Consider the following 26164-nt stretch of genomic DNA (forward strand, 5'->3'; position numbering starts at 1 on the left):
CAGAGATTAAAAAGTTTTAACTTGCCTCCTGAACTATTGAAGCCTTATTTCAAGAATGAAGAATTTCTGTTATCTCATTTTACTGGTTGCTATTATAGGCTGCCAGAATGAAGAGGGATTTAAAATCGATAATGAGTACGAACAGGATTACCAGGAATTCAAAAAGAGGATTCATGAAGAACATATTTATTATTTGAGTATTTCAGATATGTTCGAACTGGATTCTGCATCTCCAAATACTTTTGGCTCCTCTCCCGAAAATAAATTTCAGTTAAAGGATTCCACAGCCCCTGCCAGATTAGGTAGTATAATTTTTGAAAATGACTCCCTGATTTTCCATTCCTCCCCAAATGTTGAGGTAAAACTGGAAAATGATTCGGTTATAGATACATATAATCTCATATCCCTAGATTACCGGGGACATTCGATAAATATGTATCATGAGAATTACAGCTGGTATGTGAATTCACTGGAAAATGTAAAACTTTTAAGAATAATGGATTCCCGGAATCCTGAGATCTCTAAATTCCCGGGATTTCAAACTTATGATCTTAATCCTGAATTTATTTTTGAAGCAAAACTCACCTATTATGATTCTCCGAAAGTCATTGAAGTTCCGGTGACTCAGGGAAATACCAGGGAAGCAGAATTTATAGGTTCTATAGAGTTTGAATATAAAGGACAAACCCATTCACTCGATTTTATGGAAGGTAATTTTATAATGTTTGGGGACAAAACGGCTCTGACTGAAACCTACGGCGCTGGACGTTACCTTGAATTTACAACCAATGATAATAAAACTGCAGTCCTGGATTTTAACCACGCCTATAATCCGCCATGTAGTTATAGTGGTTTTACTACCTGCTCCTATCCTCCCGAAGAGAACTGGCTTGAGTTGGAAGTAAAAGCCGGGGAGAAGGAAGCTCTTTTAAATAAATCATAATCCGGAGAACCCCATTGTTGATTGAGTTTCAGAAACCTTAAACCAATCTTGAAAATCGCGCGTTGGATTTGGGAAAGTCTACCCCCATGGCAAAGGTCGTGAATAGTCCGCCACATACAGAAGACAAAACAGTTTCCCATCCAAAACTTGATGTTGTGATCACTGCATTTACAGGAATGCAGGTCATCACAATTCCTATGGCAAATGATATGATCGCGGTCCATTGATATAACCGGAGTCCTTTTATAATTGGCGTTTGAACTTCGCCTCTGTAGGCTTCTTCCACAAATCTGCCAATACTGGTGAGAATAAGATAAAGGCCAAAAATAAATGACATGGAAAAGCTATTATTCCACAGGGAGAGTAAAACCAAACCTACTAAAAACAGCCATATCATAGAATAAAGAGGTGTTGGGTGAAGAAGTTCACCCTTCATATGAGAAATACCGCAAACCCTTGAGCGATGATGATAATATCTTATGCCGATGTCGGGATTATGAGCTTTCTTTCCATGACAACAGCCATTTACAAGGCAACGAAATCTTCCAATAGCCTGCACCCAGGGCATGGTGACCGAGATCACCCCAATAAGAATCCAAACATTGTAGCCCATTAACCAAACCACCAGGCTGGCAAAAATAATTCCCACCAGTGCGCCATAATAGCCATAAGGTCTTTTCAATTTTTCAGAACCTTCTATGATCTGTGCCCATAGTGCTGAAAAGATGATCACAACCACCGCGAAAATTAAGATCCCCCAGGCGTAAAAATCTCCTACTAACATTCCAGCGATCAGGATACCCAGGAAACTACCTAAACCAACATAGAAGCCATGGTTTATTATCCTGACATTCCCAAAAACCCATTCATTCCAGGAATTAGCTATTTCTTCAGTCATATTTTTTAAAAAGACCCAGATCTGAAAGTAATTATCGGCAAGAAGGAAAATGATCAAAGAGACACTCAGGCTAAGAACTGCCGAATAGGTATAGCTCAATTGCAATATGACGAGAATAAGAGTAATAAAGCTGAATAGTATTCCCAGGCCTTTTGATTGTTTGAAAATGGCTCTTAGTGAAATTAGCAATATGAAAATGGGCGCCAGATAAGCCATGGAATTATAAGGGGCAACATATACTGCTACAACCTCCGGATAGAGGAAAGCACCGAAAGTATAAATGCCCAAACCAAGTATTCCGGCAAGTGTCCAGTGCCGTAAAAGCTGCCTTGTTTTAATAAGGAAAGGTGTGACCAGTAAATAGCCCAATCCCAAAAGAGGTAAATACTCATTTTGAGTAAAAGATGGCAATGTCAATTGCATTTGGATGCTGGAATGAAAATCATTTTCAATGACCCTGGCAATTAAAAAATTGCATAAAAGTAACGGGGCTGTTACCAGAAATAAAGAGACCAGGCGTTGTCGTATCCCGGGAATTTCTTTTGTGTTTTCCGGAAGCTCAAAAAATGTGGAGATAGTTTGATCTGGAAATCTTCTTTTTAGATCGATCGCTTCATATCCTATTACAAGGGCTATCATACAAAGAATCGTGATAGGGGTTGCCAGCCATAGGCCGCTTGCTGAGTTGGTTAAAACAAAAAAACCTGTTATTAGAATTCCGAAGCCCCAATAAATAGGATGATGAAAAAACCTGTAGGCTCCTTTATTTACCAGCTTTTCAGGCGGAAAGGCGTTCATGGGAAGTCCTTTTCCGTATATCTTTAGAGAGTACATTCCCCAGATCATTAATAAAAAACCACAAACAAGCAGAAACCAGCCGGCATTTTCAGATCCTATTACAGGAAAGGCTATAATTTCTTCAGTATATTTTGCCCATAGCCACAAAATTATGGGGATAACTACAAGAAAGGTGGTAGCGTAAAGAAACTTGCCTGCCAAAGTTTTTATTGCTTTCATTTTGTCCGCATTTTATAGAAGAAAATAAGCATGGAAATAATCAAAAATATCATACCGTATAGGAGCGCATATAGGCTTGCAGATACTGCAGAATAATTGGTGAATGCTTTAACAATAGATGCCTGGGAAGGAAAGTATGCCGGTAGAAATTCAATGAGTATCTGGTTTTGAGCGGCGGCATAGAATATAGGATTCTGCAACCAGCCTACATCAATATTCACAAGTAACACTATAAGAAGAATAGCCTCCAGTTCACCTTTTACCAGGCTGCCCACTGCCAGTCCGTAACTGCCATAAACGAAGCCTATAAGTGCCAGGCTTAGTGTGAAACTAACCGGATGGTCAACAGGGGTGAAAGCAATGGTTAAGAGTCCTATATAAACTGAAATAAACAGGATCGTCAATAATAGAACGAGTAAAATAGAGGTAAGTAACTCAAGAGGGTGATATCCGCAAAGAACCAGCCTTTTATTGGCATTGTGATTTTTCTGAATAAGATTAAGTGCCAGGAATGAAACCAGGAATCCCGCTGATGCCACCGAAAAGAATATAAAGGAAATACTCTTTTCGGGCATATCTATGAATACCTGATCACCTACTGAGGCAAGCTGGAAATGAATGACTCTTTCGGCAGATGTGAATTCTACGATAGACAGAAAAACCGTAGGGATAAGCAGGATCAGGATAAGAACGATCTTACGGCGAATAAGCATTCGCAATATCATGGCCAAACTGGTATTGATCCTGTGAATATTCATTTTAATGTCCCATTTTCAAGTTTATAAATCCGGTCAAATTTTTTCTTTTCATTTATCAAATGTGAAACCACCAGAATGGAGCATCCTTTCTCCTTGAGATCTTTGGTATAATCCCAGAACTTTAGATAGGTATCCCAGTCAAAGCCATTATAAGGTTCATCAAGTATCAGGAGTTCAGGTTCATGGAGGAGGGCAATGGAAAGATTTAGTTTTTGCCGTGTTCCTCCACTCAAATTGTTAACCCTTGTATTATAATACTTGCGATAATTAAAGTGATCCAGAAGTTCCTCCACGCGTACATTTAATACTTCCGCTTCAATATTATAGGCTGCAGAGAAGTACCTGAAATGTTCCTGAACAGTGATTTCAGGGAAGAGGATAGCCTCCTGCGGGCAATAACCTGTTTTACCATTTTTATGAACCTTGCCCCGGTTGGCACTAATATCACCCGCGATAATTCGCATTAAAGTAGATTTACCTGAGCCGTTTTCACCCACGATTCCGGTTAGGGTTCCCGCTTCCAATTGCAGGGAGACTTCCTTTAGAACTGGTTTTTTAGAATAGGATTTATATATGTTCTCTAATTTTAAGATCATGTTGACTGAGGCTTGAAATTCACCCATTCATGTATGGCCATACCATGTACGATTTCAGAATTAGCTTTCTGAAATTCTCCGTTGCTAAGCCATTTATGGTTGTCGGCCATTAGAAACTTCACCGGCATAATCTTTTTGAAACCGGGGAGATAATGCAGTAGTTTTCCCACTACCTGATATATCTTTTTTTCAGATTCCAAAACTATTTTGCGATTCAGTTTCAATTGAAAATCTCCTTCTCTTGATGAAACCTGATCATTCTCTATGATACAGTCAGGGATACTTTCACCGTTTAGCCATAACCACTGTTTTTTATCTACTTCTCTTAGCTCTATCCAAACCATAGTATCGTTTATTGAATGGAATCTTCCCCAGCGGAGATCGTTCATTGGGATATGCCACGGAAGAGCGGTGAGAATAAGTTGCTCAGCATAACCGCTCCCTTCCAGTATCCTTCCTTTTATACTTAGTTTTACCTTCGATGCCGGTTGAAAACAATGCCAGTCCAGATTTCCCTTTTCAGAATCATAAATTCTACAGTCAAGAGGTTGAGCAGCGGCTTCCCATTGTCCTTTAATTTCAAGTTTATTGTCTAACCAGGTGATGATTTCCTCTTTTTGAAGAGGAAGGTCGGTATTGCGAAAATGCGTGCTTAGCTTTACATCTTCCCCGGGAATTTTATGAATACAACTTGTATAATTTACCGTGATACCATGCCATGATAATTTTGCAGAATAGTAAATAATGACCTCTCCGTCTTCCCCAAGAAAATCCAGATACCATTTATTTAGATGAAAATTCGATTTTTTCATGATTTACGGGTAGTTTTTTGGTTTCTGAGATTAGTTTTTGGAATACTTTCCTGGCCGGAAGTTCATAGACCAGTAAGAAAGTCCATTTTTCAATAAGAGAGAAGTTGCCCTCGGGCATTATGTTGCGGTGTTTTTCAAGAAGTTCCATGCCGTCCTGAGCATGATTGTAAAGCCATTCCCGAATCTTTGGTGATGAGGCATCCATAAGATCTGCCTTTTCAATGCCAAGCTCTTCGCAATCCTCCTGGGGGATGTTCACATAGCCTGCAGCAAGATCGGCTTCAATGTCTTCAATGTCATACTGATATCTGCAGGCTTTGCCAAGTGGTTCCAGGATCAAATATTTATCCGGATCGTCCTTGAAGACCTTGAGAGTGGCTCTGATTGTTCCTTGGATATCAAGCAAATGAAAATGATGTTCCAATTCCTCTTTTGAAAAAACGCTTAGTTTTCCTCTTCGGTTTGCATCAAATAGAAGTGAATTAAGAATGTCTTCTGTTTCTTCCTGAAAATTTTCATTAAACAATTCAGCAAGTTCAAAACAATAAAGCAGCATATGGTCTGCCTCATCCTTTGGGTTAACCGGGTTTCGGGCAAACCTGAGCTTTTCGGAAATATATTCACTTTCACTTTGATAGCCTTCAGGTAAGGGAATGTCGCCATCAACAATATCGTCAAGGTAGCGCATTAAAACATAATACGATTCCAGAAATGTTCCTCTGGTAGGAGCAAAAGCGGCATATTTAAAAAGCCGAAGGTACCGTAAAAAACTGCGGTATTTCCAGCCTCTGGTCTCAAGCATCTGCTTGAATACCCGCTTACGCATTTGTTTTAGATCTTTCACATCCCTAACTTTTAATGCTATTTCATTAAAGATTTAAAGAGGAAAACATCAAAAATATATTCCATCCATTATCTTCAATAGCTTGCAGATAACAATTTGCGAACGTAGGGATGCAGATTGTGCAGGTCTATATCCTATGATTCATTGAATAAGTTAATTATTTTTTCTGAAACAATTTCACCAGTATTTTTAAATTAAAACATATTAATGTCTAATACATAGACAATTGTAAGTGCGATCGGCTCTGCTTTTAATAGGATTAGTTTGGAAGTTAGGGTATTCACCTACTTCGTTTTTTCACAATTCCGCCGCGTTGAAAATTATATAGATGGCGAAGATCTGTTTGATTTCTTTTTTATCCCGTGCAACAGGATAATCAGGCCAAGAGCGGCTATAGGAAAGCCTAATATCAAAGTCATAAGTCCTTTTTCCCATACCAGAAAGACCAAATACCATTGTATGGAATACCAGATAAGAAATACGGTTCCCGCAATAATCTTTTGCTTCCACAGCAGGATATATCCCGCCAGGAAGATGGTAAAGAGGAAATAACCGGTAAGCTCACTGGATTCTGTATAAAGTGAAGCATTATCCATTATCAAAAATAGAATATAACCAACCAGGGCTATAGAGGTGAGTATTTTTAAGGTAAGACTGTAATTTTCGATTCTGCTTCTCATGTTTTGCTGTTTTTAAAACCATGAGCATTTTCGTCAAAGTAAATGTAGTAGATATGGTGTCCTGTAAATATTTGCCCTCTTAAGTTAATTAAATTATTTTAATAAACGGTATTTATTTCCAATGTTCGGTCTTAATTTTTTTAGTCTAAGTGCCTGATCGATCAGTTTATACAAAAAAATAAGAGGGGGTGAAAACACTTCACTCCCTCTTATAAATCAACTAATTAAAAATTAAAAAAACCTCGATTATTATTCCACTTCTTCGAGCACTTTCTCTTCCTTTTTTGCTCTGGTTTCCTGAGCCAGTTTCTTCTTACTGTTCAGGGAGAATACGAACCATACGAAAGACACAAGACCTATGGCAAAGATCGTATCTCCAACGGCGCGTAACCATCTAAGGGTATCCATTCCCGGTTGCTGCATGAATTCGGCTGAACGTGCATACCACATTCCTTCATTTACACTGGCTACCGTTTGTAAAAGACCTATAGGCAGTACACTTAGTAGTACCATAAGGATAAGACCGATATTGATGCTCCAGAAAGAGAACTTCAGTAATTTCTCGTTCCATACCTGTTTTCTGTACATACTCCTAAGCACGAACATCATCAGTCCTATTCCCAGCATTCCGTAAACTCCGAACAGAGCGGTATGTGCATGCACGGCAGTGGTATTAAGTCCCTGCATATAGTACAGTGCGATAGGCGGATTAATGATGAAACCGAATATACCTGCGCCCAGGAAGTTCCAGAAAGCAACTGCCACCAGGCAGTAAATAGGCCATTTATAATCCTGTATCCATTTGGTGACCTTACTCAACTTATAGTTCTCATAGGCTTCGATACCAATCAGTACCAGAGGCACTACTTCCAGCGCACTGAAGGTAGCTCCAAGGGCCATCACCGCGGTAGGCGTACCACTAAAGTACAGGTGGTGAAAAGTTCCCAGGATACCGCCTGAAAGGAATATCACCGTTGCCAGTAACACATTCAGCGTGGCGGTTTTGGTACGCAGTAATCCCAGGCGCACGAATAGGAATGCTCCCACAACGGTTGCGAAGACTTCAAAGAATCCTTCAACCCAAAGGTGCACCACCCACCAGCGCCAGTATTCGGCGATCGCCAGGTTGGTTTGTCTTCCCCACATTAAACCGGCAGCATAGAACAATGCGATGGCGGCAGAGGAGACCAGGAACATCAGTAATAGGTTTCTTTCAGATGTCTTTTTGCGTAATACTGGTAGTAATGGTCTTACCATTAAAGCCAGCCATAAGAACAGACCCACAAGCAGGAATATCTGCCAGAATCGGCCAAGATCAACATATTCGTAACCCTGGTGTCCGAACCAGAAGTTTTCGGCAAGTCCTAATTTCTGCATTACACCCATCCACTGTCCGGCCATAGAACCGGCTACGATAATCAACAGACAGATGAACAGGAAGTTCACCCCAAGTTTCTGGAACTTTGGATCCCTGCCCGAAACTGCCGGCGCAATATAAAGTCCGGTTGCGAGCCATGCCGTGGCGATCCACAGGATCCCAAGCTGTACGTGCCAGGTTCGGGATATAGAATACGGAAGGATCTTCGCCAGGTCAAGCCCGTAGAACCCATCTCCTTCAACCCCGTAATGCGCGGTGATCACACCAAAACTTACCTGTACAAGTATCAGGGCACTAACTATCCATAGATATTTTTTCACCGCCAGCATGGATGGAGTGATGGTTTGTCTCATCAAAGGATCTTCCACTGGTAACTCCGGTGTTTCTTCCTCTTTCATTTTCGCATGATAGAACACCATCACGCCTATCCCGAAGAGCAGGAGAATGATACTGAACCCGGTCCAGATAAGAAGGTCACCGGTTGGTTTATTCCCAACAAGGTCTTCCGGGGGCCAGTTGTGGGTGTAGGTTACTTCGCTTCCAGGTCTCTCGGTCACCGTTGCCCAGGATGCCCAGAAGAAGAAGTTGCTCATCTGGCGCATTCTGTCCTCATCCTTTATGGAGTTTTTCGGAATGGCATAGAAGTTCCTTAATTCGTCAAGTTCAGGGTTCTCCATAAAGAGGCCCTTGTAGTATTCGTTAAGATTTTCGATGGCTTCGGCCCTGATCTCCGAGATGGTGATCGTCCCCGAGGCTTCATCATAGGTGTTATTTCGCAGTTCTTCCTGCAGCCTTCGTTCAAGCGCGGCCTGCTTTTCACTGCTCAGGTCTTCATATCTTTCCCCGTTTTCCGCTTCAGACCACTTATTGAGGATATACAGTGACTCCCTGTGCAGCCAGTCTGCGGTCCAGTCCGGTGCGGTATATGCTCCGTGCCCCCAAATGGAACCTACTTCCTGACCACCCATACTTTGCCATACGTTTTGGCCATCGAGGATGTCCTGGCCTTTTACAATTATTTCTCCATCGGGAGTTACAATATTTGTAGGTCTCGGCGGGGCTTTCTGATAGATTTCAAAACCATAATAGCCCAGTACTGTAAATGAAACGGTAATCACCACTAAGAAGGTGATCCATAACTTTCTTTCTTTGCTCATAGTGATCGATTAAAAATTTGAAACAAAAATGGCCAATATGAATTTTGAGAAGTATGAGAAATATCATATTTCGGACAATTTTGTCCGGAATAAATCATTATCAAAATAATCTCTACCTGGATTGGCTTATTTTTTTAATCGGATAACCGCTATTTTACTAGTCGGATTAATGATATTTAATTTAATGGATCTTCTATGTGTTTCATTTAATTCCTGATGGCAGCGAATAATTTTTAAATTTGCATCAACTTAACTTAAACACAACAAAAACCACACAACATGTCTGCCACTACAGAAGCCAAGATTTTCAACTGTACCCAAAGCCGGGAACTGGCTGAAAAGATTGCCGAGAAATACGGCTCCAAACTGGGAAATGTGATCACCTCTACTTATAGCGATGGTGAATTCCAGCCCTCTTTTGAAGAGTCGGTTCGGGGTTCGCGAGTCTTCATCATCGGTTCCACCCACCCGGGAAGCGATCACCTTATGGAAATGTTACTTATGCTGGATGCTGCGAAAAGAGCTTCGGCAAGACATATCACTGCGGTGATGCCATATTTTGGTTGGGCAAGACAGGATAGAAAAGATAAACCACGGGTGCCTATCGCGGCTAAGATGATTGCCAGTATTCTTGAAACTGCCGGAGCGACACGTATTATCACCATGGACCTGCATGCTGATCAGATCCAGGGATTCTTTGAAAAACCGGTAGATCACCTGTATGCAAGTACAATCTTTCTTCCACACTTAAAGAGTCTGGGACTGGATAATCTTACCATAGCTTCACCGGATATGGGGGGATCAAAAAGAGCTTATGCCTACTCGAAGGCGCTGGAAAGTGATGTTGTTATCTGTTACAAGCAGCGGGCCAAAGCCAATGTGATCTCTCATATGGAGCTTATTGGAAATGTTACCGGAAAGAATGTGGTGCTTGTAGACGATATGGTAGATACTGCAGGAACTCTTACAAAGGCTGCTGACGTGATGATGGAGCGAGGAGCACTTAGTGTGCGCGCCATCTGTACTCATCCGGTACTTTCAGGTGAAGCCTATGAAAGGATAGAGAATTCAAAACTTCAGGAATTAATAGTTACCGATTCCATTCCATTAAGACAGAAAAGTAAAAAGATAAAAGTAGTAAGTTGTGCCGAGCTGTTTGCAGATGTGATGAGGCGTGTTCAAGACAACAGGTCCATCAGTTCGAAATTCATTATGTAATTGAACTCTGTCAAACTGAGCGCAGTTGAAGTATGACAGAGTTTTTAAGGTCATTACGAGCGAAGCGAAGTAATCTCTTTGTTATTAGGCGATACAAAGTTGAGATTGTTTCACTTCGTTCGTAATGACTTTCTGCTTTTTAGAGGGTTTTTTATTTAGGTATCAGTGTCATCCTGAGCCTGTCGAAGAATTGCAGAGTTTAGTGAGATCAGCATCATCCTGTCCCGATAGTTATCGGGATCGTTTCAGGATCTTACTCACTGGCTTCGGCGGGAACACTTTCATCCTGTTCTACTGCATAGATCTCCAGTTCTTTGCCGGTGATTTCCTCAAAGAGTTCCTTTTTCCTCATTGCACCCCAGATTTCCAGTTCGGGATCGCCCTGGGTGGTGATATAAAATCTCACCATATCCTTAGCTTTTTCTATTTCCAGTTCCTGTACATTCTGATAGTGGCTTCGGTCTAGCCCGTCGGCCACTCTTAATATCCCTGAAAGCTTTTTTACTCTTCTTTTCAGATTCCCATTCAGTTTTCGGTACCGTTTATGCCTTTTCTTGGGAGTAGATCTCCGGTGATATCTCGCCACATTGGCCATAATACTTATTTCGTCTGCAGTAAAGCCGCGAAGATCGGCATGCCTTATTAGGTATAAAGCATGTTTGTGGTGTTTCCTGTGGGAGATATAGTAACCAATATCATGCATATAAGTGGCATATTCCAGCAATTCCCGGTCTCCTTCTTCCAGTTCCAGTTCCTGTTTAAAATCATCAAATATCTGCAACGCCAGTTTTGCCACATGAGAGGAATGTTCCTTAAGCCAGTTGCATTTTCTGAGTAATTCGAATACACTTCTTTTCCGCGGATCGGGAAACCTGGCTACCAGAGGTAATGTAGATTTTTCTTCGTTAATATAGTTAAGGATCATGCCGTCCCGAAGGGCGGCTTCAGAAATTTTTATATTCTGAATATTGAATTCTTCTATCAGGAATTTCACTAATACCATTCCGGGATTTATGATGTCTATCCTCTTCTCGTCCAGGTTTTTCTCTTTGGAGCGTTCTTTTCTATCCAGTTTAATGAAACTCTCATAGAAAGGCAGGAACTCATCATCATGGTACACCATTTCATTAAGTGTCATGGCTGAGCTGATGGAATTACGTTGGGCGATCATTGCAGCGATATTCTCCATGGTTCCCGAGGAACCTATAATTGTTTTAACGGAATGTTCCCTTACAATATTTGCAACATCACTTAAGGTCTTCCTGTAGTGATCCTCCAGGGTTTCAATTTCTTTCCGCGTTATAGGGTCATTCTTTACAAAATGAGCAGCCATTCTTGCCACTCCCAGTTTCAGGCTGTTATAATAAAGGAACTTTTCGTTGTTTCCCACTATGAATTCAACACTACCACCCCCAATATCTACCATCAATACCATTTCTTCGTCCAGGGCGATGCTATGTCTTACAGCATAGCCTATCATCTCCGCCTCCATTTTACCTGAGATCGCACGTGCCTTGATATCCACTTCGTCGATCACCCGTTGTATAAAATCACCTCCGTTTTTCGCCTCCCTTATCGCACTGGTGGCAAAGGCCAGGATCTCTTCGACTCCCTGGCTGTCACATAGAAATTTAATGCGTTTAAGCGCATCGAGTCCGCGCTGCATGGCATCTTCACTAAGATGATGTTTCATACCTTTTTCGGCCAGGATCACCATCTCCTTAAGCTTGTCTATGGTACGGTAACTGCCATCCGGATAAAGATCTACTAAAACAGCATGAAAGGAGTTGGTCCCCAGGTCTATTGCCGCGATCCTTTTGGTTGGAGTTGAACTGTCTTGTATCTCTGTCATAATTCTTAAAAACTGAAGCCTCCTGGAAAGGATTTTCTGCAGGGTTAATTTTTGATAATCTCTTCAATTTAATGATTTTTGGCCTGAAAAGTTATAAGGCTTTGTGAAATAATCAGAGAAGTTATTCTGAGCTAGTCGAAGGATGGGATTCCTTCGCTGTGTTCGGAATGGTATTCATTACAACTTACTTCTCACAGAACTTTTTCAGCTTCAATATTTTATAGATAAATAAAAAGACTTACTTTTGCAGCCAGAAAATTTTTACGCAAATGAAGGCGGTTCACTTTAGAACTTGACGACATTTGTTAACCAAAACAATTTATAATGAAATCAATTACGATCAACGGATCTAAAAGAGAAAGCGTAGGCAAGAAGGCAACTAAAGCTCTGCGTAATGCTGGACAGGTTCCTTGCGTATTGTACGGGGTAGAAGGTGATCCACTACACTTTGCAGCAGAGGAAATAGCGTTCCAGAACTTAGTGTATACACCAGACGTACACACTGTAAAAATCAAATTGAAAAGCGGAGAGTCTTATAATGCGATCCTTCAGGATATTCAATTCCATCCTGTGACCGATGCTATCCTGCACATGGATTTCTATCAGATATTTGACGACAAACCAATTACCATGGAAATCCCTATCCACACTGAAGGTGTTGCAAGAGGGGTTAAGAACGGTGGTGTACTTCGTTACAACCTTCGTCGTCTGAAGGTAAGAGGATTGCCAGGTGATCTTCCGGACTATATCGTAGCTAATGTTACCAAGCTTAAGATTGGTCAGAAGTTATATGTAACTGCAGTAGAAAGCGAAGATTATAAGATCCAGCATCCAGATAACACAGTAATCTGTCAGGTAAGAACTTCACGTAACATTGTTGAAGATCTTGAAGAGGAAGATGAAGATGAAGTAGCAGCAGATGAAGTGCCAGCTTCTGAAGTAGAAGCCGGTGAAGGAGAGGCTGCAGAGTCTAAAGAATAAATTTTTCTTTTAATATTATAAAAGCATTCCGTTCCGGTACTCCCGGATTTCGGAATGCTTTTTTATTTGAACCAATTTAAAAGTCCGGTTTTGTTTTTTCTGATTTAAAAGTATCTGATTAATTTTATCTTTACCAAAACAAATTGGATGCTTTCATTCTTTGGAAGGATTTTAGGAAAAAAAGAGACCGGGAAGAAAACAGATCCCATGAAGAAATTTTTGATCGTTGGTCTGGGAAACATCGGCCCTAAATATGAGAATACCAGGCACAATGTAGGATTTAAGATCCTGGATGAACTTGCCCGCGAAAAAGAGGTAGCTTTTGAGACTCAAAAGCTGGGGGATGTTGCGACCTTTAGATTCAAAGGCCGCACCTTTATTCTATTAAAGCCCAGTACTTATATGAACTTAAGTGGTAAGGCCGTTAACTACTGGATGCAGAAAGAGAAGATTTCACTCGAAAACTTACTGGTGGTCACAGATGACCTGAATCTTTCCTTTGGTACGCTTAGGCTTAAGACCAAAGGTAGTGATGGTGGGCATAATGGGCTTAAAGACATTCAGTCCCAGCTGAATACTACAAAATATAATCGGTTCAGGTTTGGGATAAGTGATGAGTTCTCCCATGGGCAACAGGTAGACTATGTGCTGGGTGAATGGTCAGAAAAGGAAGAAGAGAAGCTGCCGGAACGTTTAAAAACTTCCGCAGAGCTTATCCTTTCTTTTGGTGCTGCCGGAGTCTCGAATACCATGAATGCATTTAACGGAAAATAGCAGGGATTAAAGGAACAGATGTCGGATTTTAAAGTTGACAGATGCCGGTAAATTAGATTTAAATGAAAGAACATAAAGGAGCAAACTCGTTCACAAGTGATAGACAAACGGTAGTGACCATTGGTACTTTTGATGGTGTTCATGCCGGTCACAGAAAGATTATCGAGCGGCTGGTAAATTCTGCAAATGCTAATAACCTGGATTCTGTAGTGCTCACATTTTTCCCCCATCCAAGGATGGTACTGCAAAAAGAAAGCGGAATTCAGCTTATCAATACCATTGATGAAAGAAAACAATTGCTTGAAGAAACCGGGATAGACCACCTGGTGGTTCATCCCTTTACACATCAATTTTCACGGCTTACAGCCATGGAATTTGTTAGGGATATCCTGGTTAACAAACTAAGGGCGAAAAAGATCATTATTGGTTACGATCATAGGTTTGGACGGAATCGTACTGCCGATATCAGCGACCTCAAGAGCTTTGGAGAAGAATTCGGTTTCGATGTAGAGGAAATAAGTCAGCAGGAAGTGGAAGAAGTTGCAGTTAGTTCTACTAAAATAAGGAATGCCCTTCTGGAAGGTCGGGTAGAAAGAGCGAACATGTATCTTCAGCATCCATTCACTCTTACCGGTACTATCGTTAAAGGACGCGGTATTGGGAAAGATCTTGGTTTTCCTACTGCAAATCTAGAAGTAAGGGAAGAATATAAACTTATCCCCAAGAATGGTGTGTATGTTATCCGTTCTGTTATTGATGGAAAAATGGTTTATGGGATGATGAATATAGGCACCAATCCTACCGTAGGAGGAAAGGAAAAGACCATAGAATCTTTTTTCTTTGACGTGGATAAAAACCTGTATGGGAAACAGCTACAAATAGAGCTTCTTGTTAGGATAAGAGATGAAAAGAAATTCGCCTCGGTGAATGATCTTAAGCTTGCTATGAAACAGGATCAGGCATTTTCCATGCAATACATAAAAGATAATTATGCTTAATAGATGGCTTTTTAAACAAGTCGATAATTCTGCACTGGTCGTTTTTCGTGTGTTTTTCGGTTTGTTGATCGCCATTGAGGCCTTTGGGGCCATTTTTACAGGCTGGATAAGGAGAACAATGATCGAGCCTGATTTTACCTTCAATTTTATTGGATTTGAATTCCTGCAACCCCTGCCTGGAGACGGGATGATATGGTATTATGCCATTATGGGCGTCTTTGGCGTCTTTGTGATGCTGGGTTTTAAATACAGAATGAGCATTATCGCATACACCATCATGTGGTCTGGGGTTTACCTGATGCAAAAGTCCTCATATAACAACCACTATTACCTTCTAATGCTGGTTTGTTTTATTATGTGTTTTTTGCCGGCTCACCGTTGGCTTTCTTTGGATGCTAAAATAAAACCTTCAATCTCCAGGATCTCAATGCCCCGATGGGTTTGGATTGTCATTGTATTACAGCTCTGGATAGTTTACACCTATGCTTCAGTGGCCAAGTTGTACCCAGACTGGCTGGATGGAAGTTTCCCGGCGCTTCTGATGAAATCCAAAGATGATTACTGGCTGGTTGGTGAATTCCTTCAGCAATGGTGGATAAGGTATGCGATCGCATATTTTGGCCTGTTTTTCGATCTATTGATCATTCCTTTATTATTATGGAAGAGGACGAGAGTTCCTGTTTTTATCGCAGCTATTTTCTTTCATCTTTTCAATAGTTTCATATTCCATATCGGCATCTTTCCGTATATGTCTCTTGCCTTCTGTATTTTCTTTTTCCCTGCGGAAAAGATCAACAAGGTATTCCTGAGAGGCAAGAAGAAATTTTATGATAGGGCTGAGGTTATCGTTCCCTCATGGCGCAATGCTTTGGTAGTAAGCATGGTCGTTTGGTTTACAATTCAGTTGTGTCTGCCCCTGCGTCACTGGTTCTTTAAAGATGATGTGCTCTGGACTGAAGAAGGGCATCGCCTCAGCTGGCGGATGATGCTTAGGGGAAAAAGTGGGAGGATAGCTTTTAAAGTGGTGGAAAAAGGTACCAGTGATACCATCCATATTGATAAATCTGAATACCTCTCCAGGAAACAGCTTCGTGCTATTCCATCCAAGCCGGATATGATCTGGCAGTTCGCGCAGCGCCTGGAAGAAGACTTTGCAGAAAAAGGTAAGGAGGTAGAAGTGTATGTGGAGGGGAAAATAAGCGTGAACGGAAGGCCTTATAAAACCCTTATCGATCCAAAAGTCGATCTCGCTGCAGAAAAATGGGAACATTTTAAGCACCACGACTGGATTTTACCTTCAGATTCAGAGTAATTTTCTTCCTTGCTTTTGTTACATTTGCTGCTTAGAAAAAGTATAAACGGTAAATAAATTATCCGGCCTTATGTTACAGGTTTCAAAGATTGCAGAAAATAAAGAGGAATATATCAAAGCCCTTAAAAAAAGGAATTTTGATGCTTCAGATATTTTCGAACAGGTATTAACACTGGACGAGACCAGAAGGTCCACCCAGGCTAAACTGGATGATACCCTGGCCAGTTCCAATAAGATGTCTAAGGAGATTGGGTTGATGTTCAAGAATGGAGAACATCAGAAAGCGAATATGCTGAAGGAAAAGACCAGCCGTTTGAAGGAAGAGTCTAAAGAACTTTCAGAAAAACTGGCAAATGCGGTGGCCGATCTTCAGAATCTGCTTTATACTATTCCAAATATTCCGCATGACTCAGTCCCTGCGGGAATGAATGAAGAAGACAACGAAGAGGTATTTCGTGAAGGTGATATTCCGCAACTGGCCGAAGGAGCCCTTCCTCACTGGGAGCTTGCTAAAAAATATGATATCATAGACTTTGAGCTTGGGAATAAGATCACCGGCGCCGGTTTTCCTGTCTATAAAGGAAAGGGTGCCAGATTGCAGCGTGCACTCATCACCTGGTTTCTTGATAAGGCCACCGAAGCCGGATATACCGAATTCCAGATGCCGTTGATGGTTAATGAGGCCTCAGGCTTTGGAACCGGTCAGCTTCCCGATAAGGAAGGTCAGATGTATCATATAACCGAAGATGATCTTTACATGATCCCGACAGCTGAGGTTCCAATTACCAATATGTTTCGCGATAACCTGATGAACGAGAAGGATTTTCCGGTATTGTGTACGGGTTATACGCCTTGCTTCAGAAGGGAGGCAGGTTCTTATGGAGCTCATGTACGTGGACTCAACAGGCTGCACCAGTTCGATAAAGTGGAAATAGTAAGACTGGAAACACCTGAGAATTCATATGCTGCTTTGGATAAGATGACAGAGCATGTGAAGGGTCTTTTGAAAGAATTAAAGCTTCCGTACAGGATATTAAGATTATGTGGTGGAGACCTTGGCTTTACTTCTGCCCTTACTTACGATTTTGAGGTTTTCTCAACAGCACAGGATCGCTGGCTGGAAATAAGCTCCGTTTCAAATTTTGAGAACTTCCAGGCGAACAGGCTTAAGTTGAGATATAGGGATAAAGAAAATAATAAGGAGCTGGTACATACCCTTAACGGCAGTGCCCTGGCATTGCCAAGAGTGCTTGCCGGAATCCTTGAAAATTATCAGACTGAAGTTGGGATAAATGTACCGGAGGTGCTTGTGCCTTACTGTGGTTTCGATAAGATAGATTGATCGCCTGCAAAAGACTTCACAGGTTTTAAAATCTGTGAGATCTCTTTCACATAATTATTTTAACCAATTATTAATAACAGCGCAAATGTTTATATTTACATTATGCGCTGTTTTCTTTTTATAGTATTCCTGATAGCGGGAAATCTTGGTTTGTTTGCCCAAAGTGAACAGCTGGCGAAGAATTTCTTTGACCAGGGCGAATATGAAAAAGCTTTGAAGGTCTATCAGCAGCTATATAAGGGAAATCCTGCCAATCCTGTTTACTTCAACGGAGTTGTTGCTTCTTATCAGCAAATGGAAGAATTTGAGGAAGCCGAAAAACTGCTGGTGGAAAGATTGAGTAAGTCAGCGAATAATCCTTCTATCCTGATAGAAATCGGACATAATTATGAACTTCAGGATATTACCGAAAGAGCTACCCAATTCTATGAGGAGGCCCTCCAGTCTATTGAGGGCAGACCTAATTATGCCTATGCCATAGCCCGCACTTTTGAGCAGTATAATTTGCTGGACTTTGCGGCAAAAGCCTACGAACGGGCAATGGACCTTAATGCCGACAGAAACTATAACCTTCAACTTGCCCGGATCTATGGGGAACAGGGGAAGATAGAAGAAATGTTCAGCAATTACCTGGACCTTATTGAAGATGATATGAAGTTCTACGGACTGGCAAACCGTGAATTCAACCGTTATATTTCAGAGGATTCACAAAGTGAGGCAAATACAATCTTTAGAAAATTATTACTGAAAAGACTTCAGGAAAATCCTTCCCTACTTTATAATGAAATGCTAAGCTGGCTTTTTGTTCAGCAAAAACAGTTTGACAAGGCTTTTGCGCAGGAAAGGGCCATATTCAAAAGAGGAGAGAACGATTTGCAGGGAATACTAAATCTGGCGCTTCTGGCCAGGGAGGCTAAAGCATACGAAGAGGCCAAAGAGATCATCAGCTATGCGATAGAACAATCTCCATCCAGAACTTTCAATCTCCAGGCAAGGCATTTTCTGCTTAAACTGGAACAGGAGACAGCCCGGCCGGAACATTACTCTGCTATAGGGAACGAGTTTAGAGCTTTGCTCGGGGAATTCGGATATACTCCAGAGACCCTGGACCTTCAGATAGACTATGCCAATTTTATGGCTTTCCAGGAAGGTAAAAAAGAGGTGGCCGTCAAACTTCTGAAAGAAGCAGTAGAGATCACTCCTTCCAAATTTGATCTTGCTAAGGTAAAGATGGCCCTGGCCGATATTTTAGTGATACAAGAAAAATTTAATGAGGCACTTATCTATTATTCACAGGTCCAGAACCTGGTGAAGAACGATGAGATCGCACAAAATGCGCGATTCAAGGTAGCCAAGACCAGTTATTATAAAGGTGATTTTGAGTGGGCCAAGACACAGCTTGATATTTTAAAGACATCTACCTCACAGCTTATTGCTAATGATGCCATGGAACTGAGCCTTCTTATAAGCGATAATTCAATTGAAGATTCAACCCAGACCGCATTGAAGAAATTCGCAAAAGCCGATCTGCTAGCTTTCCAGAAGAAGAATTTGCAGGCCATCCAGGCTCTTGATTCCATTCTTGTGAACCATAAGGGGGAGAAAATAGAAGATGAGGCTCTTTTCAGGCAGGCGAAATTATATGAAGAAGAGCACGATTTCAAAAAGGCCGAAGCCAATTACCTTGTTATAATTAATTCTTTTGGAGAAGATATCCTGGCAGATAATGCCTATTATTTTCTGGCAGAGCTTTATGCGAATCAACTTCAGGATCCGGAGAAGGCAAAAAGCTATTACGAGCAAATTATCTTTAACTTTGCTGACAGTATCTACTTTGTGGAAGCACGGAAAAAATACCGTTTGCTTCGTGGGGATACCATAGAATAGTGCCTAAAAACTTAAAATTTTACCGATGATCATTTATAACGTTACCATAAACGTTCAGGAAGATATTCATGATGAATGGCTAAAATGGATGAAAGAAGAGCATATCCCGGATATGCTTGATACTAAAAAATTCAGCAAGGCCCTGATGACAAAAGTGATGGTGCAGGAGCCTATGGGCGGTATCACCTATTCTGTACAGTACACTACTGAGAGCAGGGAAATGCTGGAACGCTATTATAATGAGGATGCCGAAGACCTGAGGTCCAGGTCAAAAGCCTTTGAAGGTAAGTTCGTAGCTTTCAGGACTGAACTGGAAGTGATCACCGAGCAGTAAACCCTTCTCTTCCTTTCCCGAAATGGGAAATAAATAAATACTATGAAAAAACATAAACCTCAATTCACTAAGCCTTTCAAAAATGATGATCAGGCTGTAAGGGCCAAAAAACATCTGGGGCAGCATTTCTTGACAGATGAAAACATCGCTGAGAAGATAGCCGATACCCTTAGTTATGATGGCTATGATAAGGTTCTGGAGATAGGTCCCGGAATGGGGGTGCTTACAAAATACCTTCTAAAAAAGGATGTTGAGGTTCATGTGATTGAGATCGATACGGAGAGTGTAGAATATCTTCAGAATAACTATTTGCACCTGCGCGGTCGTATTCATGAAAAGGATTTTTTGAAGCATGATCTGCAACAGATCTTTAAGGACGAACAGGTGGCCATAATTGGCAATTTTCCCTATAATATTTCTACCCAGATCGTATTTAAGGTCCTTGAATACAGAGACCAGATTCCTGAATTTTCAGGGATGTTTCAGAAAGAAGTGGCCAAACGAATTTGTGAAAAGGAAGGAAGTAAAGCATATGGGATACTAAGCGTACTGGTTCAGGCTTTTTATGATGCCGAATATCTTTTTACCGTCCCGCCTTCGGTGTTCAATCCTCCTCCAAAAGTGGACAGCGGTGTACTTCGGCTGAAAAGAAAAGAGAATTTCAGCCTCCCCTGTAATGAAAAGCTCCTTTTCAGAGTGGTGAAAACAGCCTTTAATCAGCGGCGAAAAACCTTAAGGAATAGTTTAAAAAGCCTTAATCTTCCTGATAATTTAAGGGAAGATGCTATATTTGGCAGTCGGCCGGAACAACTCAGTTTCCAGCAGTTTATTGAACTGACGCAAAAAATTGAGCCGTATGCAGTTTCAGATAAGTGAAGAATTAATAGAAAAGATAAGGTACCTCATTGAAGAACAGAACAATGAGGAATTATTGCTGCACCTTGAAGAAGTGCATCACGCCGATATTGCCGAAATTCTTACGGAACTGGATATTGAAGAGGCAACTTACATTGTAAAGCTTCTGGATAGCCAGCAAACGGCTGAGGCTCTTATGGAGCTTGAGGTAGACAGGCGAGAGCGTATCCTGGAATCCCTTTCTCCCAAGGAAATAGCCGATGAGCTTAACGAGATGGATACCGATGACGCGGCTGATATCATCTCTGAACTTTCACTGGAATTACAGCAGGATGTAATCTCTGAAATGACAGATGAACAGCATGCCGATGATATCGTTGAGCTGCTTCGTTATGATGAGAACTCTGCCGGTGGTTTGATGGCAAAAGAGCTTGTAAAAGTTAATGAGAACTGGAGCGTTACCGGTTGTATGACCGAAATGCGTAAACAGGCTGAAAATGTTACGCGCGTACATTCCATTTATGTGGTGGATGACAAGAATAAGCTGAAAGGCCGTCTTTCTTTAAAGGATCTTCTTACAGCTCCCAGCCATGCAAATATCAGTGATATCTACATCCCGAATGTTGATTATGTGAATGTGCATACCGAGGGGGAAGAAGTGGCTCGTATCATGCAGAAATATGATCTAGAAGCCATTCCGGTAGTGGATGAGATGAACAGGCTTGTGGGTAGGGTTACGATCGACGATATTGTGGATTTCATTAAAGAAGAAGCCGAAAAGGATTACCAGATGGCAGCAGGTATCTCTGAAGACGTAGAGGCCGATGCCAGCATATGGCGACTTACCCGTGCACGTCTGCCCTGGCTTATCCTCGGACTTTTTGGAGGACTTGGAGCGGTATATGTAATGAAAGGATTTGACGAGGCTCTTGCCAACTATGTGGAACTATTCTTTTTTACACCCTTAATCGCTGCGATGGCTGGTAATGTTGGGGTACAGTCCAGTGCGATCATAGTACAGGGTCTTGCGAACGATAATCTTAAAGGAAGTTTATTCAATCGTCTTGTTAAAGAGGTTGGTCTTACATTGATCAATGGAATGGCTCTGGGATCACTGGTTATAATATTTGGACTGATTGTAGGTTTGCCGGAGTTGGTGAGTTTCACTATTGCTCTCTCTCTTTTAACAGTAATCGTAATTGCAGCATTAATAGGTACTTTTGTTCCTATAATTCTGGATAAGCAGGGGATTGACCCGGCAATAGCCACGGGGCCTTTTATTACCACCAGTAACGATATTTGCGGAATTTTTATCTTCTTTTATATCGCCAAAACTATCTTAGGTTTTTAGAAAGCCTTGTAGATTTCTTCGGTCGGTAAAAATCATTCTTTAAATTTGTTGTTTATGTTTCTCCGGAACAATTCCGGAGACATTTGAAATTGCTAAATATTAATCACAGAAAATAAAAAAAAATGATCATTCTGCATGCCGATACCAATCATCCCACATTGATGAAAAAACTGGAAGAGGCAGGACATCACAATATCGAAGGTTACGAACAAACAAGAGAAGAAACATTACAGAATCAGCATCTTTATGATGGTATCGTAATAAGAAGCCGCTATAAGATAGACCGCGAATTCATAGATGCCGCCCCCAATCTTAAATTCATCGCCCGGGTGGGTGCAGGATTGGAAAGCATAGATGTTGATTACGCCGAGGAGCGAGGCATCAAACTGTTCTCGGCACCAGAGGGGAACAGAAATGCTGTTGGAGAGCATTCACTGGGAATGCTATTGTCGCTTTTTAACCGACTCAATAAAGCTGATAAGGAAGTACGTGAAGGCTTGTGGCAGCGGGAGGAGAACCGTGGAGTAGAGCTGGATGGAAAGACCGTAGCTCTCATTGGCTACGGAAATATGGGAAAAGCATTCGCAAAAAAACTTAAAGGATTTGATGTGGATGTTATTTTCTATGATATCAAGGAAGGAATCGCAGATGAGAATGCGAGACAGGTAGGTTATGAGGAATTCTTTGAAAAGGCAGACGTGGTAAGCTTACATGTGCCATGGAACGAAGAAACTAACCAGATGATAAATAAGGAGTTCATTGGCAAATTCAAAAAACCTTTCTGGTTCATAAATACCGCCAGGGGAAAGAATGTGGTCACGGCCGATCTTGTTGAAGCCCTGAAGGAAGGGAAAATACTTGGCGCCGGCCTGGATGTACTGGAATACGAAAGATCTTCTTTTGAAAGTTTATTTTCAAATCCTAACAATGTGGCGGTACGAGCAGCCGATCCTGTTCCTGAGGCACTAAGGGAACTCATGTTTATGCCTCACACTATTCTTAGTCCTCATGTTGCAGGTTGGACGGTAGAGTCTCATAAAAAGCTGGCGGAGGTGATCGCCGATAAGATTATAGCCGAGTTTGGAGAAGGCGATGCCAAAAAGGAATAGAAAATATGAAAAAAAGAGTGACCGGTCTGGGTGGATTTTTCTTTAAATCGAAAGATCCCGACAAAATCAAAAAATGGTATAACCAGTATCTTGGTCTGAATACTGACCAGTATGGATGTACCTTCTGGTGGAAAGATAAGGAAGGGAATGATTGCTCCACCCAGTGGAGTCCCATGGATGAGAAGACCGATTACTATAAGCCATCAGAGAAGCAATTCATGATGAATTTTCGGGTAGAAAATCTCGAAGAACTACTGGAGACTTTGAAGGAAGAGGGGGTACAGGTTGTAGGCGAAATGGAAACCTACGATTACGGAAAATTTGGATGGATCATGGATCCGGAAGGCAATAAAATTGAGTTGTGGGAACCCAACGATAAAGCCTTCCTGTAAGAATCCTAGAGATTTGAGATTTCTATAAGAGCCGATTTGATAGGTTCATCTCCTTCAAGTGCCTCAAAAGACATGTTCTTAACCAGAGGATCGGCAAGCGACATTACTAGTATAAATGCCACATCATCTCTTGAAATCTCGCCTCTTTCGTTCAGTTTTTCGGCAACTTTGACTTTGGCAAGTCCAAGGTCGTCACTAAGTCTTCCGGGTTGGACGATGGTAAAGGGAAGACCACTTTCCCTAAGATAATCGTCAGCCTCTTTTTTAGCTTTGAGGTAATGTTCCAATTCAGGAACTGCAGAAGGATTATCAGTGTTCATCGCACTAAGCATGATGAATTTTTTCACTTTAGCCTTCTTTGCTGCATCAATGAGTTTTTTCGCGCCTTCCTGATCTACAGCTATGGTCTTGTCTGGTCCGGTCTTGCTTCCCGAACCCGCCGCAAAGATCACTTTGTCGATTCCTTTCATCACATGGCTTACGTCACCTTCCAGATCTCCCAGAACGCTTTCCACTTCCATGTCGTCAAAGATCTGCCTTTGCTCTTCCTTGCGAATAAGCGCCAGCGGGTTAAAGCTTTCAGAATTGTTAAGTATTTCTATTACCCTTTTTCCGGTTGCGCCCGTTGCACCGGCAATAAGTATGTTTTCCATAGTTATAATTAATTTTATTCAAATAATATAAGAAAGATAAGAAGGAAATGAAAAAATTGAACCCTGAGATGCGAGTAATAACAGTATCTTAACAGGATCACGGTTTAAAATTGCCTTTCGACCTCGCTGAGACTGACAGGCTCAGTGTTGAATGTTGAAAGAATGCTAATTAAGTCAGGATGTATTCTTTTAGTTTTTGATCACTGCTTATTGCTTATTATTCCCTGCTGCTCTTTCCTCCAGTTCTTTCAGGAATTCTTCCATTACGGGTTTTACAGTGCTTTCAGGGAGATCTGCAATTCGAATATACATCAGTCCGTCTACTGCATCATTAAAAAGCGGATCTACATTAAAGGCCACCACTTTTGCGTTTTGTTTGATATATTTTTTTATCAATACGGGAAGTCTAAGATTTTCTGTTTCCAGTTCGTCTATGATCTTGTCAAACTTGTTGAGGTCGGCTTCGCTTTCATCAAAAACAAGGTCCTTGTCGGCATCTTCCAGTTTTACCTTGAATTCCTTTTTTGGCCTTACATATTGTGCCACATAAGGATCGTAATAATTGGATTTCATGAATTCGATCATGAGCGATTTTGAGAAATTGCTGAACTTATTACTGATGCTCACACCCCCAATAAGGTATTTATGCTCCGGAAACCTGAGAGTACAGTGAACGATACCTTTCCAAAGCAGGAATAAAGGCATTGGTTTTTGCTGGTATTCCTTAATAATGAATGCTCTGCCCATTTCTATAGACTCGCTCATCATTTTGTGTAACTCAGGTTCAAACCTGAAAAGGTCCTGCAGGTAAAAGCCGTCTATGCCATAGGTCTCGTAGATCTCCTTTCCCATTCCCATACGGTAGGCCCCGGCGATCTTTTGAGCATCATTATCCCAAAGAAAAAGATGATGATAATATTCATCGAATTTGTCGAGATCGGTGCTGTTATTGGTTCCTTCACCAACCTCACGGAAGGTGATCTCGCGAAGCCGTCCTATCTCATTCAGAATATTTGGGATGACCTCTCTTTTTGCCAGGAATACCTCATAATTCTTACTATACAGGAGTCGCTTATCCATCTTTCGGCAGTTCTCTACCTCGGCACGCATAAGTTCAGTATTGGTTTCTTCCGCAATATCCTTTGGGGAACGCGGAATCTTCAGGCTCTTTGGTAAACTGCCTAGCAGCTTTTTCTTTTCAAAAGCGTTGGCGAGCATATAGGTCTTCCTTCTTAAAAATGCGGTGTAAGCTTCAAGATTAGGATGTTCCAGCTGATCTTCCACCGAAATAGGATGCCCCACCCTTACTTTGATTTTTCTGCGCCGCTGGGATAACATTTCACTGGGCAACTTGGCCGTTCGCAGCACATCACTCATCGATGCGAGCCTGTAAAAGAAAAGACTGTTCTTTGCATGAAAATAGATAGGAACAACAGGTACCTTCGATTTTTGAATAAGTTTCATTGCCGAAGGTTCCCAGGGCTTATCTACTATAACATTTTTGTCGCGATAGGTAGATACCTCGCCAGCAGGAAAAATACCCAGAGCATTGCCTTCCTTAAGATGAGCAATAGCCTTTTTCATTCCGCCAAGGCTTGATTTAGCATCTTTATGTTCTTCAAACGGATTGACGGGAAGTATATAAGGTTTTAAAGGTTCCAGCCGGTGTAGCAGGAAATTGGCAATCATCTTATAATCCGGTCGCTTTTCCAGCACCAGTTTCATAAGGATCATTCCGTCAATTCCACCCAGGGGATGATTGGAAATGGTAATAAAAGGCCCTTCTTTCGGGATGCGTTTAAGGTCTTTTTCCGGGATCTCATAATCTATTTCAAATTCCTTAAGGATAGATTCAATAAAATGTGTTCCCTTCAGGCTCTTTCTTTTCTCATATTCCTTATTGATCCTGGAAAGCTTTGTCGTTTTAAGAACTAGCCATCCAAGGCCGGTGCCAAGGAATCCAAATTTGCGAAGGTTCATTACATTGGCAACTTCTTTGGCGCTTACGATTCCCATGGTTGAT

23 protein-coding genes are annotated in these 26164 nt (G+C 41.4%); 13 read left to right on the plus strand and 10 right to left on the minus strand.

Annotated features, from left to right (window positions below):
• The first annotated feature begins 55 nt into the window (after positions 1-55).
• Complete coding sequence (locus tag LU635_RS03270; RefSeq protein ID WP_240096144.1) at positions 56-943, plus strand: DUF1684 domain-containing protein; 888 nt, start codon at positions 56-58, stop codon at positions 941-943.
• Positions 944-980: 37 nt separating this feature from the next.
• Here the strand turns inward: LU635_RS03270 and LU635_RS03275 are convergent, their stop codons facing one another.
• The 7 genes from LU635_RS03275 to LU635_RS03305 all read right to left on the minus strand — a co-directional run bounded on the left by LU635_RS03275 (position 981) and on the right by LU635_RS03305 (position 9083).
• Positions 981-2858, minus strand: a complete 1878-nt coding sequence (locus tag LU635_RS03275) for a prolipoprotein diacylglyceryl transferase family protein (RefSeq protein WP_240096146.1) — start codon at positions 2856-2858, stop codon at positions 981-983.
• On the minus strand, positions 2855-3616 hold the full coding sequence (locus LU635_RS03280) for a hypothetical protein (protein WP_240096148.1): 762 nt from the start codon (positions 3614-3616) through the stop codon (positions 2855-2857). Before LU635_RS03280 ends, LU635_RS03275 begins: the two co-directional genes overlap by 4 nt.
• A complete protein-coding gene (locus LU635_RS03285; RefSeq protein ID WP_240096150.1) occupies positions 3613-4212 on the minus strand; it encodes an ABC transporter ATP-binding protein in 600 nt (199 codons plus the stop codon). The genes LU635_RS03280 and LU635_RS03285 overlap by 4 nt, the downstream gene beginning before the upstream one ends.
• Positions 4209-5024 (minus strand): hypothetical protein, encoded by an 816-nt coding sequence (locus LU635_RS03290; protein WP_240096152.1) that lies wholly within the window; start codon positions 5022-5024, stop codon positions 4209-4211. Before LU635_RS03290 ends, LU635_RS03285 begins: the two co-directional genes overlap by 4 nt.
• Positions 4996-5868, minus strand: coding sequence for a class 1 isoprenoid biosynthesis enzyme (locus tag LU635_RS03295; RefSeq protein WP_240096154.1), 873 nt, complete (start codon positions 5866-5868; stop codon positions 4996-4998). The genes LU635_RS03290 and LU635_RS03295 overlap by 29 nt, the downstream gene beginning before the upstream one ends.
• A gap of 320 nt (positions 5869-6188) precedes the next feature.
• Positions 6189-6548: a hypothetical protein gene (locus LU635_RS03300; protein WP_240096156.1), complete on the minus strand. Its 360-nt coding sequence runs from the start codon at positions 6546-6548 to the stop codon at positions 6189-6191.
• A gap of 249 nt (positions 6549-6797) precedes the next feature.
• Positions 6798-9083 carry a nitric-oxide reductase large subunit gene (locus LU635_RS03305; protein ID WP_240096158.1) on the minus strand — a complete coding sequence of 762 codons (2286 nt, stop codon included), beginning with the start codon at positions 9081-9083 and terminating at the stop codon, positions 6798-6800.
• A gap of 279 nt (positions 9084-9362) precedes the next feature.
• Here LU635_RS03305 and LU635_RS03310 point away from each other — a divergent pair, with 279 nt between their 5' ends.
• Positions 9363-10301, plus strand: coding sequence for a ribose-phosphate pyrophosphokinase (locus tag LU635_RS03310; protein WP_240096160.1), 939 nt, complete (start codon positions 9363-9365; stop codon positions 10299-10301).
• 253 nt (positions 10302-10554) lie between these two features.
• On the opposite strand, the gene LU635_RS03315 is transcribed toward LU635_RS03310, so the two are convergent.
• Positions 10555-12153 carry a Ppx/GppA phosphatase family protein gene (locus tag LU635_RS03315; RefSeq protein ID WP_240096162.1) on the minus strand — a complete coding sequence of 533 codons (1599 nt, stop codon included), beginning with the start codon at positions 12151-12153 and terminating at the stop codon, positions 10555-10557.
• 324 nt (positions 12154-12477) lie between these two features.
• Between LU635_RS03315 and LU635_RS03320 the strand changes: the two genes are divergently transcribed.
• The 11 genes from LU635_RS03320 to LU635_RS03370 all read left to right on the plus strand — a co-directional run bounded on the left by LU635_RS03320 (position 12478) and on the right by LU635_RS03370 (position 23488).
• A complete protein-coding gene (locus LU635_RS03320) occupies positions 12478-13134 on the plus strand; it encodes a 50S ribosomal protein L25/general stress protein Ctc (protein WP_240096164.1) in 657 nt (218 codons plus the stop codon).
• 147 nt (positions 13135-13281) lie between these two features.
• On the plus strand, positions 13282-13908 hold the full coding sequence (gene pth / locus LU635_RS03325) for an aminoacyl-tRNA hydrolase (protein WP_240096166.1): 627 nt from the start codon (positions 13282-13284) through the stop codon (positions 13906-13908).
• 62 nt (positions 13909-13970) lie between these two features.
• On the plus strand, positions 13971-14906 hold the full coding sequence (locus tag LU635_RS03330; RefSeq protein ID WP_240096168.1) for a bifunctional riboflavin kinase/FAD synthetase: 936 nt from the start codon (positions 13971-13973) through the stop codon (positions 14904-14906).
• Complete coding sequence (locus LU635_RS03335; protein ID WP_240096170.1) at positions 14899-16218, plus strand: HTTM domain-containing protein; 1320 nt, start codon at positions 14899-14901, stop codon at positions 16216-16218. The genes LU635_RS03330 and LU635_RS03335 overlap by 8 nt, the downstream gene beginning before the upstream one ends.
• Before the next feature lie 70 nt (positions 16219-16288).
• Positions 16289-17560, plus strand: coding sequence for a serine--tRNA ligase (serS, locus tag LU635_RS03340; RefSeq protein ID WP_240096172.1), 1272 nt, complete (start codon positions 16289-16291; stop codon positions 17558-17560).
• 102 nt (positions 17561-17662) lie between these two features.
• Positions 17663-19447 carry a tetratricopeptide repeat protein gene (locus LU635_RS03345; RefSeq protein ID WP_240096174.1) on the plus strand — a complete coding sequence of 595 codons (1785 nt, stop codon included), beginning with the start codon at positions 17663-17665 and terminating at the stop codon, positions 19445-19447.
• 25 nt (positions 19448-19472) lie between these two features.
• Positions 19473-19781 (plus strand): DUF4286 family protein, encoded by a 309-nt coding sequence (locus tag LU635_RS03350; protein WP_240096176.1) that lies wholly within the window; start codon positions 19473-19475, stop codon positions 19779-19781.
• Between the two features lie 42 nt (positions 19782-19823).
• Positions 19824-20657: a 16S rRNA (adenine(1518)-N(6)/adenine(1519)-N(6))-dimethyltransferase RsmA gene (gene rsmA / locus LU635_RS03355; protein ID WP_240096178.1), complete on the plus strand. Its 834-nt coding sequence runs from the start codon at positions 19824-19826 to the stop codon at positions 20655-20657.
• Positions 20638-21987 carry a magnesium transporter gene (gene mgtE, locus LU635_RS03360; protein WP_240096180.1) on the plus strand — a complete coding sequence of 450 codons (1350 nt, stop codon included), beginning with the start codon at positions 20638-20640 and terminating at the stop codon, positions 21985-21987. The genes rsmA and mgtE overlap by 20 nt, the downstream gene beginning before the upstream one ends.
• Positions 21988-22109: 122 nt before the next feature.
• Entirely contained in the window at positions 22110-23096 is a 987-nt protein-coding gene (locus tag LU635_RS03365) for a 2-hydroxyacid dehydrogenase (RefSeq protein ID WP_240096182.1), read from the plus strand.
• A gap of 5 nt (positions 23097-23101) precedes the next feature.
• The gene (locus tag LU635_RS03370) at positions 23102-23488 is read left to right on the plus strand and encodes a VOC family protein (protein ID WP_240096184.1); all 387 of its coding nucleotides are present in this window, start codon (positions 23102-23104) and stop codon (positions 23486-23488) included.
• 5 nt (positions 23489-23493) lie between these two features.
• On the opposite strand, the gene LU635_RS03375 is transcribed toward LU635_RS03370, so the two are convergent.
• Entirely contained in the window at positions 23494-24141 is a 648-nt protein-coding gene (locus LU635_RS03375) for an SDR family oxidoreductase (protein ID WP_240096186.1), read from the minus strand.
• A gap of 207 nt (positions 24142-24348) precedes the next feature.
• The gene (locus LU635_RS03380) at positions 24349-26157 is read right to left on the minus strand and encodes a GNAT family N-acyltransferase (RefSeq protein ID WP_240096188.1); all 1809 of its coding nucleotides are present in this window, start codon (positions 26155-26157) and stop codon (positions 24349-24351) included.
• Positions 26158-26164: the final 7 nt, after the last annotated feature.

Source organism: Christiangramia crocea, assembly GCF_022410465.1.
GTDB classification, from domain to species: Bacteria; Bacteroidota; Bacteroidia; order Flavobacteriales; family Flavobacteriaceae; genus Christiangramia; species Christiangramia crocea.

Excerpts from the sequence above, each read along its gene's own strand:
- LU635_RS03345 (WP_240096174.1), top strand. The coding sequence starts at position 17,663 with ATGCGCTGTTTTCTTTTTATAGTATTCCTGATAGCGGGAAATCTTGGT.
- LU635_RS03300 (WP_240096156.1), bottom strand. The coding sequence starts at position 6,548 with ATGAGAAGCAGAATCGAAAATTACAGTCTTACCTTAAAAATACTCACC.
- LU635_RS03275 (WP_240096146.1), bottom strand. The coding sequence starts at position 2,858 with ATGAAAGCAATAAAAACTTTGGCAGGCAAGTTTCTTTACGCTACCACC.
- LU635_RS03370 (WP_240096184.1), top strand. The coding sequence starts at position 23,102 with ATGAAAAAAAGAGTGACCGGTCTGGGTGGATTTTTCTTTAAATCGAAA.
- LU635_RS03280 (WP_240096148.1), bottom strand. The coding sequence starts at position 3,616 with ATGAATATTCACAGGATCAATACCAGTTTGGCCATGATATTGCGAATG.
- LU635_RS03375 (WP_240096186.1), bottom strand. The coding sequence starts at position 24,141 with ATGGAAAACATACTTATTGCCGGTGCAACGGGCGCAACCGGAAAAAGG.
- mgtE (WP_240096180.1), top strand. The coding sequence starts at position 20,638 with ATGCAGTTTCAGATAAGTGAAGAATTAATAGAAAAGATAAGGTACCTC.
- LU635_RS03335 (WP_240096170.1), top strand. The coding sequence starts at position 14,899 with ATGCTTAATAGATGGCTTTTTAAACAAGTCGATAATTCTGCACTGGTC.
- LU635_RS03310 (WP_240096160.1), top strand. The coding sequence starts at position 9,363 with ATGTCTGCCACTACAGAAGCCAAGATTTTCAACTGTACCCAAAGCCGG.
- LU635_RS03380 (WP_240096188.1), bottom strand. The coding sequence starts at position 26,157 with ATGGGAATCGTAAGCGCCAAAGAAGTTGCCAATGTAATGAACCTTCGC.
- LU635_RS03290 (WP_240096152.1), bottom strand. The coding sequence starts at position 5,024 with ATGAAAAAATCGAATTTTCATCTAAATAAATGGTATCTGGATTTTCTT.
- LU635_RS03315 (WP_240096162.1), bottom strand. The coding sequence starts at position 12,153 with ATGACAGAGATACAAGACAGTTCAACTCCAACCAAAAGGATCGCGGCA.
- LU635_RS03330 (WP_240096168.1), top strand. The coding sequence starts at position 13,971 with ATGAAAGAACATAAAGGAGCAAACTCGTTCACAAGTGATAGACAAACG.
- LU635_RS03320 (WP_240096164.1), top strand. The coding sequence starts at position 12,478 with ATGAAATCAATTACGATCAACGGATCTAAAAGAGAAAGCGTAGGCAAG.
- LU635_RS03270 (WP_240096144.1), top strand. The coding sequence starts at position 56 with ATGAAGAATTTCTGTTATCTCATTTTACTGGTTGCTATTATAGGCTGC.
- LU635_RS03365 (WP_240096182.1), top strand. The coding sequence starts at position 22,110 with ATGATCATTCTGCATGCCGATACCAATCATCCCACATTGATGAAAAAA.
- LU635_RS03285 (WP_240096150.1), bottom strand. The coding sequence starts at position 4,212 with ATGATCTTAAAATTAGAGAACATATATAAATCCTATTCTAAAAAACCA.
- rsmA (WP_240096178.1), top strand. The coding sequence starts at position 19,824 with ATGAAAAAACATAAACCTCAATTCACTAAGCCTTTCAAAAATGATGAT.
- LU635_RS03305 (WP_240096158.1), bottom strand. The coding sequence starts at position 9,083 with ATGAGCAAAGAAAGAAAGTTATGGATCACCTTCTTAGTGGTGATTACC.
- pth (WP_240096166.1), top strand. The coding sequence starts at position 13,282 with ATGCTTTCATTCTTTGGAAGGATTTTAGGAAAAAAAGAGACCGGGAAG.
- LU635_RS03350 (WP_240096176.1), top strand. The coding sequence starts at position 19,473 with ATGATCATTTATAACGTTACCATAAACGTTCAGGAAGATATTCATGAT.
- serS (WP_240096172.1), top strand. The coding sequence starts at position 16,289 with ATGTTACAGGTTTCAAAGATTGCAGAAAATAAAGAGGAATATATCAAA.